We start from the raw sequence: 12302 nt of genomic DNA, 5'->3' as shown, positions 1-12302 counted from the left end.
GTAACCGTTACGCCGCGTGCACGAAATCGCGCGCGCGGCTCAAACCTGTCCCAATGCGGGGCAGCGTATCATCGCGAGATTCACCCGACCAGCCTAGGCGCGAGGATCCGCATCAGCGCCTCGCAGCCAGCGGCGTCGCCGGCATCGAACCGCGCGGGCAGCGGACTGTCGAGATCGAGCACCCCGAGCAGCGCACCCTGGTGGACGATCGGAACGACCAGCTCGGAGCGGCTGGCAGCATCGCAGGCGATGTGGCCGGGAAAGGCGTGGACGTCCTCGACCAGCTGCGTCTCGCGCGTCGCCGCAGCGGCGCCGCACACGCCCTTGCCGAACGGAATACGGATGCAGGCGGCCTTGCCCTGGAAGGGGCCGAGGACGAGCTCGTCGCCGACATTGCGGTAGAAGCCGGACCAGTTGAGATCGGGCAGATATTGACCGATCAGCGCCGATACATTGGCCATGTTGGCGATCGCGTCAGGCTCGTCGGCGGTGAGCGCGTCGAGCGCGGCAGCGAGGTCGCGATAGAGTTCGGACTTGGAGCCGGCGGCGATGTCGAAGCTGTACATGAGCGGTATATAGCGAATGGGTAAACCTTCTCCAGAGGGAGAAGGATACCGCAGCTTGGCAGCTTGCTGCCTAGCGGAGGTTGGACGAGGGGATGCGCTCTCGATAGGGTGATCCCCTCACCCAGCTCCGACTAAGGCCAGAAGCCGATCTAAGTCTGCGCAGCCAGTGCGAGGACGATCATGCCCCGCATGATCGAGGATCGCGCGGCGCGATCCGACCTCCCATTCCCGACGGGCGGGAAGGTTCAGTCGAACCGCACCCGTCCGCGTCCCGCTTTCACCTCGCTGCGGCCCTTCTTTTCGTCCACACGCCGCGCCTTCGCTCCCTTGCTCGGCTTGGTCTTCACGCGCCTCGCCTGGCGTTCGAGTGCCTTGTCGATCAGCTCGGCGACCCGCTCGCGGGCATCGCTGCGGTTGGCGTCCTGGGTGCGGAACTTGCGCGCGGTGATCACCAGCTCGCCCGCGGCGGTCATCTTGGTGCCCGCCAGCGTCTTGAGCTGCTGATAGGCATAAGGCGGCAGGCCGAGCGCGAACACGTTGATCCGCAGCTGGACCGCGGTCGCGACCTTGTTGACGTTCTGGCCGCCCGGGCCGGAGGCGGCGAGGAACTTCTCCTCGACGATCGCCTCGTCGGGCAGATCAGCCACGGCCGAAGCCGATATTGCCGAAGCGCAGCGGCAGCGGCGCTTCGGCGTGGATGTCGGGCTTGCCTTCGCGCGGGATGGTCAGCGCGGCGGCGTGGAGCATCACGGCGGGGCCGCCCTTGCCATAGACCGGGTCTCCGACGATCGGCAGGCCGAGGCCCTCGGCGGCGTGGACACGTATCTGGTGGGTGCGGCCGGTCTCGGGGAAGAAGGCGAGCATCGCCCGGCCGTTCCTGCGCTCGAGCACCTGCCAGCGCGTGCGCGCGGGCTTGCCGTTATTGGCGCCGGTCATCCGCCAGCCTTCCTCCTCGGTGGAGATCTTGATCAGCGGCAGGTCGATCGCGCCTTCCTCGTCGGCGGGTTCGCCTTCGAGGATCGCGACATAGCGCTTGACCACGGTGCCGGCTTCGAACGCCTGGCCGAAGCGCTTGTGCGCCTTGGGATTGCGCGCGAGCAACAGGCATCCGCTGGTATCGCGGTCGAGCCGGTGGACGGGCAGGGGCAGGCGCTGGAAGCCGAAGGTCAGCTGCTCGAGCATGTCCTCCAGGCTTTGCGAGCGGTCGCGCGGGCGATCGACCGGCAGGCCGGCGGGCTTGTCGATCACCATCGCTTCGCCGTCGATGAAGAGTACGCGGTCATGGAGCATGGCCCGCATATAGAGCAGTCCGCCCAAACGGAAAGCGGCGGTCCGGCTTTCGCCGAACCGCCGCTTCGTTCGAGCCGCGCAGGGAGAGGGCTGTTACGCGGCTCGCATGCGCGGTCAGGCCGCGAGCTTGTTGGCCACCTCGGCGATGCGGCGGCCCTGATAGCGCGCGCCGTCCAGTTCGACCTGGCTCGGCAGGCGGCTGCCGTCGCCATCGGCGATCGTCGTCGCGCCATAGGGCGAGCCGCCCTTGACCTCGTCGACGCCGGCCTGCCCCTGGAATCCATAGTCGAGCCCGACGATCGTCAGGCCGAAGTGGAGCAGGTTGGTGATGATCGAGAAGAGCGTGGTTTCCTGACCGCCATGCTGCGAAGCAGTTGACGTAAAGGCGCCGCCGACCTTGCCGTTGAGCTGGCCCTGGAACCAGACGCCGCCGGCACGATCCCAGAAGCTCGCCATCTGGCTCGACATCCGGCCGAAGCGAGTCGGCGCGCCGACGATGATGCCGTCATAGTTGGCGAGCTCGTTGACGTCCTCGAGCACCGGATGGCTATGATCGGCGACGAAGCCCGATGCGGCCGCGACTTCGGCGGGCGCGGTCTCGGGAACGCGGCGGACATCGACTTGCGCGCCGGCGCTGCGCGCGCCCTCGGCGACGGCATCGGCCATCTTCGCGAGGTGGCCGTAGGACGAATAATAGAGGACGAGGATCTTGGACATGGTGGCGTTCCCTTTGAAGAAGGCGCCCCTCCCCGGTCGAGGGAGGGGCGAAGTTTGATTATTCGGCGTCGACCAGGACGATCTCGGCGTCTTCGAGTGCCTTGATCGTCACGGTCTGGCCGCCCGAGAGCGCCGCGCCGTCGCGGGTGTCGATGCGCTCGCCGTCGATCTCGACTGCGCCGACGGCGGGGACGAGGTAAACGTGGCGACCGTCACCGATGCTGTGCTCGACGCTTTCGCCGGCCTTGAGTGTCGCGCCCAGGACCCGGGCATTGGCCCGGATCGGCAGCGCCTCGTCATCGCCTTCGAAACCCGAGGCGAGCGTGACGAACTTCCCCGAACGGTCGCCCTTGGGGAAGGGCTTGGCGCCCCAGCTCGGCTGGCCGCCGGCCTCGCGCGGCACGATCCAGATCTGGAAGATGCGCGTGGTCTCGGGCTCGAGATTATATTCGGAGTGGCGCACGCCGTTGCCTGCGCTCATCACCTGGACGTCGCCGGCCTCGGTGCGGCCTTTGTTGCCCAGCGAGTCCTGATGGGTGATCGCACCCGAGCGGACATAGGTGATGATCTCCATATTCTGGTGCGGATGCGCCGGGAAACCGCTGTTCGCGGCGATCTCGTCGTCGTTCCACACGCGGAGCGAGCCCCAGCTCGTGCGGGCCGGATCATAATAATCGGCGAAGCTGAAATGGTGGCGGGCATTGAGCCAGCCATGGTCGGCATGGCCGAGGCTTTCAAAAGTGCGTTTCTCGATCATCGCTGATCTCCCTTGGTGTTGGTGCCAAGATAGGGAACGGGATCATGCCGTAAATGGAAACGTTGGAAACCGATCGTTTCCATGATACGCATTGGGAATGAAGCTACCCGATTTCGAAGCCTGGGCGATCTTCGCCGCCGTGGTCGAGCATCGCTCGTTCAGCGGCGCGGCGGACGCGCTGGCGGTATCCAAGGCGACGGTGTCGAAGGCGATCACCCGGCTCGAGGCGCGACTGGGGACGTCGCTGTTCCATCGCACCTCGCGGCGGCTGACGCTGACCGACAGCGGCCGTGCGCTTGCCGATCACGCCCAGCGTATCCGTTCCGAAGGCGAAGCAGCCGAGGAGGCGGCGTTCGAATCCGCGAGCGCGCCGGCCGGGCTGGTGCGCGTCGCGGCGCCGCTGACCTTCGGCATCCAGGCGGTCGCGCCGGCGCTGGCAGACTTCATGGCGTTGCATCCGGGGATCAAGGTCGATCTGCGCCTCTCGGACGCGTTCGTCGACATCGTCGGCGAGGGGATCGACATCGCGCTGCGCATCGCCGAACTGCCGGACTCTTCGCTGCGCGCGCGGCGGCTGGGGCCGGTCACCGGGCACATCGTCGCGTCGCCCGCCTATTTCGATCGCGTCGGGCGACCGCGCCATCCGGCCGATCTCGCGACGCATGCCTGCTTCGTCTATACCAACACCGCCACCCCCGATGTGTGGCGCTTTCGCCGCGCGGGCGGCGAGGAGGCGGTCGTCCGGATCGACGGACCGATCCGCACCGACAATGGCGATGCGATGCTGCCCGCCTTACGCGCGGGATTGGGCGTCGCGCGCCTGCCCGACTTCCTAGTGGCCGAGGATATCGCCGCCGGGCGGCTGGAGTCAGTGCTTAGCGACTGGGCGGTCGGCGCGGCGGGGCTGCATTTGCTGACGCCGCCGGGCACATTGCGTCCTGCGCGAGTCGAGGCGCTGATCGAATTCCTCAGCGACCGGCTGAAGCGAATCTGCGGTGAAGCGCGTTTATGACTCGACTCCGAAACGAGTTTGAGTCTGCGTTTAGGTAGATTCCCTACGACTCGTGGAACAAGCCGGGTTAGTCGGAAATTAACCTTTTGCCTTCAGAGGTGCTTAGGTTAATGAATTCGTCCAGCGCGTCGGCCACGGGGCCCCAAACGCGTGTGAGGACAGGGGAACCGACGATGCGCGTGCTGCTGATCGAGGATGAGCCGTCGACTGCCAAGGCGATCGAGCTGATGCTCTCGACCGAAGGGTTCAATGTCTACACCACGGATCTGGGCGAAGAAGGCCTCGATCTGGCAAAGCTGTATGATTACGACATCATCCTGCTCGACCTCAACCTGCCGGACATGCACGGCTATGACGTGCTCAAGAAGGTCCGCGTCGCCCGCGTGCAGACGCCGGTGCTGATCCTGTCGGGCATCAACGAAATGGATTCGAAGGTGCGCAGCTTCGGCTTCGGCGCCGACGATTACGTCACCAAGCCGTTCCACCGCGAAGAGCTGGTCGCGCGCATCCACGCCGTCGTCCGCCGCTCGAAGGGTCATAGCCAGTCGGTCATCCGTACCGGCAAGCTGGCCGTCAACCTCGACGCCAAGACGGTCGAAGTCGATGGCGCCCGCGTGCACCTGACCGGCAAGGAATATGCGATGCTGGAGCTGCTTTCGCTCCGCAAGGGTACCACGCTCACCAAGGAAATGTTCCTCAACCACCTCTATGGCGGAATGGACGAGCCCGAGCTCAAGATCATCGACGTCTTCATCTGCAAGCTGCGCAAGAAGCTCAGCATGGCGTGCGAAGGCGAGAATTACATCGAGACCGTCTGGGGCCGCGGCTATGTGCTGCGCGAGCCCGAGGGCGGCGAAGAGGCACTTACCGAAGTCGCCTGACACCAGACAAATGGGGGCAAGAAGCCGCGGTCCGAAAGGGCCGCGGCTTTTTCTTGTCTAGGCGGGCGGCTTGGTCAGGCCGAGCCGGTGGGATCGGTTACCGAGCCGAGTTCGCGCGGGTCGGGGCTGCGCGAGCCGGGAAGCGAGCCGGTCTGGCGCTCGATCCTGCGATGGACGACGGGTTCGATGTCGCCGATGCGCAGCTGGCGCAGCGCTTCGCTATTGGCGTCGTCGGCATGGGTACGGCGGTGATTGTGGCGGACGTAATCGAGCCACGTCGCGACATGATAGCGCTCGATCCACAGTTCGGCATCGCCGAGGTCGCGCAACAGCGCCCAGTGCCGTGCGCCGTCGCGCCGGCGGATGCGGCGGCGCTCGCTCATCACGGCGAGGAAGGCGGGGACATTGGTTTCGGCGATGCGATGCTCGATCGTGATCACGATCGGGCCGCTGCGGGGCTCGACAGGGACGGCGGTTTCGGGCTCGAGCCAGCTGTCGCGCGGATCGAGGTTGAGCTGGCTGATCGCGGGCAGGTGCCAGACCAGGCCAGCGGCGACGCTCAGCATCTGGACCACGGCGGCGGCGAGGAGCGCGGTCTCGACGCCGCGCGTATCGGCGATCAGGCCGAACACCCAGCTGCCCGCGGCCATTCCGCCAAATGCCGCCATCTGATAGAGCGAGAGTGCGCGCGCGACGACCCAGCGCGGTGATGCCATCTGGACGCTGACGTTGAACGTCGACAATGCCACCACCCAGCCGGCGCCGCACAGCGCCAGCGCGACGAGAGTCAATGCCAGCCAGCTCGTCGCCGCCGTCGCCGCCGCGCCGATCGCCAGCGCCGGGGCCGACAGCCGCACCAGATTCTCGGTGGTCAGCCGGTTTCGCAGCCAATTGCTGCCGAGTGCCCCACCGACGGCACCGAGCCCGAACGCGCCGAGCAGCAGGCCATAGGTGAGTGGCCCGCCGCCGACGATGTCGCGGGCGACCAGCGGCATCATCGCCGGCACTGCGATCGCCGGGAAGCCGAACAGCGCCGCGCGCAGCAGGACTGTGCGGATCGGCGGCGAGAGCCGGACGTAGCGGATCCCGGCCGTCATCGCGACGCCGATCCGCTCACGCGGCAGCCGGGCCGGCGGGAGGTCGGGCTTCCACCGCGCAAGCACGGCGATCAGCCCGACATAGCTGACCGCGTTGATCAGGAAGGCTGTCGCAGCGCCTGCCACCGCGACGATCGCGCCGCCGATCGCGGGGCCGACGCTGCGTGCGACATTGAACCCCATGCTGTTCAGCGCCACGGCGTTGGGCAGCATCGTGCGCGGCACCATGTCACCGACCGAGGCCTGCCAGGCCGGGCCGTTGATCGCGGTGCCGCAGCCGATCAGGAAGGTGAACGCCAGCAGCAGCCACGGAGTGAGCAGCCCCGCCCAGCTGCCGATCGCCAGCGCCGCCGAGACCAGCAGCATGAAGAATTGCGCGGCGAGCATCACTCGGCGGCGATCGAGATTGTCGGCAACGGCACCCGCCCATAGCGAGAGCAGCATGATCGGCAGCGTCGTCGATGCCTGGACCAGCGCGATCATCTGCGGCGAGCCGCTGAGGCTGGTCATCATCCACGACGCGCCGACCGACTGGATAAGGCCGCCGAAGTTCGACGCGAGGCTGGCGATCCACACTGCGCGGAAAAGGGGCAGACCGAAGGGAGAGCTGGTTTCGCGGCGAACGTCCATGGCGGGTCAATCCCTCAATCGTCCGGGCGATCCCGAACGTCTCCAATCCGATCGGGCGCCGATGGCTTCAAGGGAGCGCTAGGTTGTATCGTGTCTGATGGCTTTGCCGGCCATAGCCGCATCCTATGGGCGAGGAAGCGCTTGCCATGCGACGCCGCCGCGTGCGGCGCTAGCTTCGCCGCGACGCCATTACAGGACGATTTGCCGATGTTCGACCGCCGTTTCTTCCTGCTCGGCTCGGTCGCGACGCTGGCGCTGGCACCCGCCGCCGTCGCGCGCGTGCAATTGGCCAGGCCGGTTCGCGATGCGGCGGTGCGCGGGCTCGATGCACCGATCGAGATCGTCGACGACGCATATGGCGTACCGCATATCCGCGCCGCCTCGATCCCCGATGCGTTTTTCGGTCAGGGCTATGTCGTCGCCCGCGACCGGATGTTCCAGGTGGATTTGTCGCACCGGCGCGAGCTCGGGCGGCTCGCCGAAGTGTTCGGCGCCGACTTCGCCAAACATGACGCAACCGCGCGGCTGTTCCACTATCGCGGCGACCTGGACGCCGAGTTGCGCAGCGTGCCCGAGAATGTGCTGGCCTGCGCGCGCGCCTATGTCGCCGGGATCAACGCGCGGATCGACGAAGTGCTCGCCGATCCTGCGCTGCTGCCGCTCGAATATGGCATCCTCGGGATCGCGCCGCTGCGCTGGGAGTTGCGCGATCTAGTGCTCGCGCGCGGCGCATCAATCGACAATGCCGATGACGAAGTGCGCCGTGCCCAACTCGCCGCGCTGGGGCTGCTCGATCTGGATGCGATCATCGCGCCGCTGCGTCCGAGCTGGAAGATGACGGTGCCCGAGGGGCTAAATCCTGCCGCGGTGTCGGAGGCCGATCTCGGCATGCTCCAGCTCGGCAGCCTGCCATTCAGCGCCGAGACCCCGGTCGCCGATCCCGCCGCGGGGCCCGAGACGCGTGCCAATGCCGGCAGCAATGCCTGGACGGTGGCGCCGTCGCGCTCCGCTACCGGCCGGCCGATCCTTGCCAACGATCCGCATCTCGGCATCGGCGGGTTCGGGCCGCGCCACGTCGCGCATCTGAGCGCGCCGGGGCTCGACGTGATCGGCGGCGGCTCGCCCGGGCTGCCCGGGATCATGCAGGGGCACACCGACCGTTTCGCGTTCGGGCGGACCAATTTCCATATCGACCAGCTCGACCTGTTCGTACTTGAACTCGATCCGTCCGACCCCGAGCGCTATCGCCACGACGGCGGCTGGAAGGCCTTCCGCAAGGTCGAGGTGGCGATTCCGGTCAAGGGCGGGGCGCCTTATGTGACGGTGCTGCGCTATTGCGCACAGGGGCCGGTGGTGTCGCACGATCCGGCGCGGCGGCGGGCTACGGCGGTGGCGTCGATCGGGATGCAGCCGGGCGGGCACGGCGCGTTCGCGATGATCGCGATCAACCTGGCGAAGGACTGGAAGAGCCTCAAGAAGGCGTTTCCGCTGCATCCCTCGCCGACCAACTTCCATTATGCCGATGTCGACGGGAATACCGGCTGGCAGGTGATCGGCTTCGCGCCGGTGCGGCGCAAGGGCGAAGGGCTGCTGCCCGTGCCCGGTGACGGACGCTATGACTGGACCGGAATGCGCAACTTCACGGCGCTGCCCAGCGAGTATAATCCGAGCAAGGGCTGGTTCGCCTCGGCCAACCAGAACAACCTCCCCGCCGATTGGCCGCGCGACCGCATCCCGGCCTTCTCGTTCCGCGATCCCTATCGCTACGAGCGGATCGTCGATGTGCTGTCGCAGCAGGACAAGCACCGCCTGATCGACAGCGTCGCGCTGCATCACGACACGTTTTCGGAGCCGGCGCGGCAGCTGGTCGCGCTGCTTCCGGTGCGGCCATCGCCTGCGAGCGACATGCTGCGCGGCTGGGATGCGCGGATCGACGGCGCGAGCGGCGCGGCGGCGTTGTTCGAGATTCTTTGGCGCGATCTCGGCAAGCGGATGCTTGCCGCGATCGTGCCCGTGCGCGCAAAGCATCTCGTCCGCGAGGTCGCGCCTTCGGTGCTGCTCGGGCTGCTCGCCAAGCCCGATGCGCGGCTCGGGGCGGATCCTATGGCGGCGCGCGATGCGATGCTCGACGCGGCGCTGGTCGCGGCATGGGCTTCGGCGCACGAGCTGATGGGTAGCGATCCGGCGACGTGGCGCTGGGACGCGTTGCACCAGGTCCGCATCCAGCATCCGCTGTCGCGCATTCCGGCGATCGCCAAGGCGTTTCCGCCGATCGAGGGCGAGGGATCGGGGGGCGATTCATACACGGTGATGGCGCGCTGGCTGGGCAGCGGCCCCGGCTGGCGGACCGGCGGCGGGGCGAGCTACCTCCAGGTGATCGACGTCGGCGCGTGGGACAATTCGCTGATGCTCAATTTGCCCGGCCAGTCGAACGACCCGCGCTCGCCGCACCACCGTGACCAATACGCCCCGTGGATCGCGGGGGCGATGCAGCCGATGCTGTTCAGCAAGGCGGCGGTGGATGCGCGGGCCACGGGGCGGACGCAGTTGAGGCCGAAGCGATAATTCCCCCCCCCCCGCATGCAGGGAGGGGAGAGTTACCCGTGCAAGTTGAGCAGCGAATCCATCAGCCCGTCCTCGGCGCTCGAGCACACGCCGAGCACCACCGCCTCGTCGCAGCCTTCGCCGGTGACATAGGCATGGCCCATGTTCGAATCGATGTAGATCGATTCGCCAGCCTCGAGCGTCACCGGATCGTAGAACTCGGTGTGGACCACGATGCGGCCGCTGACGATGTAGATGAACTCCTCGCCAGAATGGTGGACGAGGTCGCCGAATTCCTCGACCGACTTGGCGCGCACCCGGGTGATCACCGGGATCATCCGCTTCCTGCGCAGCTCGGTGCAGAGATAATAATAGTCGTAGTTCGCGGTGTTCACCCGCACCGCGCGGTCGAGATCGCCGATGCTGCGCCGCGCGGTCACCGGCGCCTCGGCGGGCGAGTCATTCTCGGCGAACAGCTCGGACATGCGGATGTTGAGCCGCTGGCTGAGCTGGAGGAGCTTGTCATAGGTCAGCGTCAGCCGATCGTGCTCGACCTTGGACAAGGTCGATACCGGGATGCCGCTGCGCACGCTCATCTCCTTGAGCGTCCAGCTGTTCCGGGCGCGCAGCTGGCGCAGCAGCGCACCCAGCGTCGGGTGCTCGGGCTTCAGCCGCGTAGCCATTTGTACCCTCGGTTTGACATTTTTCCGAACAGGATCATTATGTCTCAATCAGGCGTAACTGGTTCGTTCTGGATATAGCCTAACCGCAGAAGCAAACCGGCGCAATCGAGATGGCCGGAGCCCGCGGAGGACAAAGGGGATTAGCGCGATGTGGAAACGTTCGCTTTCGGTGCTCGCGGCAGGATTGCTGGGGCTCGCTATCGGTATGCCGGCCTTTACCCAGGCGCCTGCGCCGCTGACGCCAGTGGCGCAGACACCCGAGGCGAGCGTGTCGGCAAGTCCCGCGGCAACCGCCTCGCTCACCAAGACCGATGCCGATGCCTGGCTCGACGGCTTCATGCCCTATGCGCTCGCCCGCGGCGACGTCGCCGGCGCGGTGGTTGTCGTGGTCAAGGACGGGCAGGTGCTCACCCAGCGCGGCTTCGGCTATGCCGATGTCGACAAGCGCAAACAGGTCGATCCGGCGACCACTTTGTTTCGCCCCGGCTCGGTCTCCAAGCTCTATACCTGGACCGCGGTGATGCAGCAGGTCGAGGCGGGCAAGCTCAACCTCGACGCCGACGTCAACCAGTATCTCGACTTCAAGATACCGCCCCACGACGGCAAGCCGATCACGCTGCGCCAGATCATGACGCACACCGCCGGCTTCGAGGAGATCATCAAGGGCTTGCTCAGCTTCGACAAGCCGGTCGCGCCGCTGGGCGAGGTGGTCAAGCACCGCATCCCCGAGCGGATATACGCGCCGGGCAGCACCCCGGCCTATTCGAACTACGCCACCGCGCTCGCGGGCTATATCGTCGAGCGCGTCTCGGGGATGCCGTTCGACGATTATGTCGATCGCAACATCTTCGGCCGGCTGGGGATGCAGTATGCCACGTTCCGCCAGCCGCTCCCTGCCAAGCTCAAGCCGTTCATGTCGCAGGGCTACGAACTCGGCTCGGGCGAGGCCAAGAAGTATGAAGAGATCGGCATGGCGCCCGCGGGCTCCTCGGCGATCAGCGGCGGCGACATGGCCAAGTTCATGATAGCGCACCTCAGCCAGGGCGGCCCGCTGCTCAGCCCGGCGACTGCGGCGCAGATGCACAGCGCCCAGCAGAGCGCGATCCCGACGATCAACACAATGGCGCTCGGCTTCTACGAACAGAAGATCAACGGCCACCGTGCAATCGCGCATGGCGGCGACACGGTCTATTTCCACAGCGATCTGTGGATCTTTCCGCAAGATAATGTCGGGCTCTACATCTCGATGAACAGCAACGGGAAGGACGGCGTCGCCCGGGTGCTGCGCGGGCGGCTGTTCGAGGAATTCGCCGACCGCTATCTGCCCGATCCGAACAAGAAGCCGCCGGTCGAGCTGGCCACCGCCAAGGAGCATTCGAAGCTGCTCGTCGGCACCTGGACCAACAGCCGCCGGATCGATTCGAGCTTCGCCAAGGTCATCGGGCTGATCGGCGACACCAAGGTCACGCTCGACGCCGAGGGGCGCCCGGTGATCCCGGCGCTGACCAGCCCAGGCGGCGCGCCGCGCAAACTGATCGAAGTCGAGCCATTCGTCTGGCAGGACGCCTATGGCCATGAGCGGCTCGCCGCGCAGGTGGTCGATGGCAAGGTCGCGCGCTGGAGCTTCGGCGAAGTCTCGCCGTTCATGGTCTGGTATCCGACGCCCGGCGCGCTCGACGCGGCGTGGCTGCTGCCCGCCTTGCTGTTCGGCATCGGCGTGGTGTTCCTTACTGCGCTGTCCTGGCCGGTCGGCTGGGTCGCCCGTCGCCGCTATGGCGCGCCACTCCTGCTCGAAGGCGAGGCGCGGCGGACCTACCGCGTCGTCCGCGGCGTCGCCTGGCTGGTGATCGCGGTGCTGGTCGGCTGGCTGGTGGCGATCTCGGGGCTCGAGGATTTCGAGAGCCATGGCTCGACCGACGGGCTGCTCCTGCTGCTCCAGCTGGTCGGCACGCTGGCTTTCTTCGGGCTGTTCGGGCTGTCGATCTGGAACGCCTGGCTTGCCTGGACGCGCAAGAGCGGCTGGTTCGCCAAGCTGTGGAGCGTGCTGCTCGTGCTCGGCAGCTTCTTCATCCTGTGGACCGCCTTGGTCTACAAGCTGATCAGCTTCGGCACCGAGTTCTGAACC

11 protein-coding genes are annotated in these 12302 nt (G+C 66.8%); 4 read left to right on the top strand and 7 right to left on the bottom strand.

What is annotated here, in order from left to right:
• Window positions 1-80: 80 nt before the first annotated feature.
• The 5 genes from BXU08_RS09030 to BXU08_RS09010 all read right to left on the bottom strand — a co-directional run bounded on the left by BXU08_RS09030 (window position 81) and on the right by BXU08_RS09010 (window position 3330).
• Entirely contained in the window at window positions 81-566 is a 486-nt protein-coding gene (locus BXU08_RS09030) for a GAF domain-containing protein (protein ID WP_077509760.1), read from the bottom strand.
• Between the two features lie 245 nt (window positions 567-811).
• A complete protein-coding gene (gene arfB, locus BXU08_RS09025; RefSeq protein ID WP_077509759.1) occupies window positions 812-1213 on the bottom strand; it encodes an alternative ribosome rescue aminoacyl-tRNA hydrolase ArfB in 402 nt (133 codons plus the stop codon).
• Entirely contained in the window at window positions 1206-1856 is a 651-nt protein-coding gene (locus tag BXU08_RS09020) for an RluA family pseudouridine synthase (RefSeq protein ID WP_077512200.1), read from the bottom strand. The genes arfB and BXU08_RS09020 overlap by 8 nt, the downstream gene beginning before the upstream one ends.
• 114 nt (window positions 1857-1970) lie before the next feature.
• The gene (gene wrbA / locus BXU08_RS09015; protein ID WP_077509758.1) at window positions 1971-2573 is read right to left on the bottom strand and encodes an NAD(P)H:quinone oxidoreductase; all 603 of its coding nucleotides are present in this window, start codon (window positions 2571-2573) and stop codon (window positions 1971-1973) included.
• Between the two features lie 58 nt (window positions 2574-2631).
• Window positions 2632-3330 carry a pirin family protein gene (locus BXU08_RS09010; RefSeq protein WP_077509757.1) on the bottom strand — a complete coding sequence of 233 codons (699 nt, stop codon included), beginning with the start codon at window positions 3328-3330 and terminating at the stop codon, window positions 2632-2634.
• A 97-nt stretch (window positions 3331-3427) separates the two neighbouring features.
• On the opposite strand from BXU08_RS09010, the gene BXU08_RS09005 reads away from it, so the two are divergent.
• A complete protein-coding gene (locus BXU08_RS09005; protein ID WP_077509756.1) occupies window positions 3428-4342 on the top strand; it encodes a LysR family transcriptional regulator in 915 nt (304 codons plus the stop codon).
• A gap of 173 nt (window positions 4343-4515) precedes the next feature.
• Complete coding sequence (gene ctrA, locus BXU08_RS09000; RefSeq protein ID WP_077509755.1) at window positions 4516-5223, top strand: response regulator transcription factor CtrA; 708 nt, start codon at window positions 4516-4518, stop codon at window positions 5221-5223.
• A gap of 74 nt (window positions 5224-5297) precedes the next feature.
• Here ctrA and BXU08_RS08995 read toward each other — a convergent pair whose 3' ends face one another.
• On the bottom strand, window positions 5298-6950 hold the full coding sequence (locus BXU08_RS08995) for an MFS transporter (protein ID WP_077509754.1): 1653 nt from the start codon (window positions 6948-6950) through the stop codon (window positions 5298-5300).
• A 207-nt stretch (window positions 6951-7157) separates the two neighbouring features.
• Here BXU08_RS08995 and BXU08_RS08990 point away from each other — a divergent pair, with 207 nt between their 5' ends.
• The gene (locus tag BXU08_RS08990; protein ID WP_077509753.1) at window positions 7158-9515 is read left to right on the top strand and encodes a penicillin acylase family protein; all 2358 of its coding nucleotides are present in this window, start codon (window positions 7158-7160) and stop codon (window positions 9513-9515) included.
• 32 nt (window positions 9516-9547) lie between these two features.
• Here BXU08_RS08990 and BXU08_RS08985 read toward each other — a convergent pair whose 3' ends face one another.
• Window positions 9548-10177: a helix-turn-helix domain-containing protein gene (locus BXU08_RS08985; RefSeq protein WP_077509752.1), complete on the bottom strand. Its 630-nt coding sequence runs from the start codon at window positions 10175-10177 to the stop codon at window positions 9548-9550.
• Window positions 10178-10325: 148 nt separating this feature from the next.
• On the opposite strand from BXU08_RS08985, the gene BXU08_RS08980 reads away from it, so the two are divergent.
• Entirely contained in the window at window positions 10326-12299 is a 1974-nt protein-coding gene (locus tag BXU08_RS08980; RefSeq protein WP_077509751.1) for a serine hydrolase, read from the top strand.
• Window positions 12300-12302: the final 3 nt, after the last annotated feature.

The sequence above is a fragment of the Sphingomonas sp. LM7 genome (genome assembly GCF_002002925.1).
Taxonomy (GTDB): Bacteria; Pseudomonadota; Alphaproteobacteria; order Sphingomonadales; family Sphingomonadaceae; genus Sphingomonas.
The sequence above is the reverse complement of the archived record's forward strand: the minus strand, read 5'-3'. Positions and strand labels throughout refer to the sequence as shown.